We start from the raw sequence: 288 nt of genomic DNA on the forward strand, positions 1-288 counted from the left end.
GATTTCTATTAATTGGGGGTATGTCTTACTTATTAGCGTACCCAAGCCCCCAATAGTGCCGGCATAACCGATACCGAGCACAAGTGAGCGTTCAAATTTTTGAATACTTTCATCACTATCCGCTTCTGTTTTCAATGCATTGGCTTCTTTAATAATCGCCAAACCAATCGGAATCATAATCATTACCGCAGCTGTGTTCGATACAAACATCGATAAACCACCTGTTGCGACCATGAAACCGAGTAAAATGCGCCCTGTACTTGTACCAATACTGTTAATAATCGTGAG

1 protein-coding gene is annotated in these 288 nt (G+C 41.3%); it reads right to left on the bottom strand.

The genetic code is table 11. The features are described 5' to 3' along the window. Positions 1-288: SLC13 family permease (locus HUK49_RS10805; protein ID WP_268890039.1), on the bottom strand; the 288-nt coding region annotated here is incomplete at both ends.

The sequence above is a fragment of the Limosilactobacillus portuensis genome, assembly GCF_014838735.1.
Lineage (GTDB): Bacteria > Bacillota > Bacilli > Lactobacillales > Lactobacillaceae > Limosilactobacillus > Limosilactobacillus portuensis.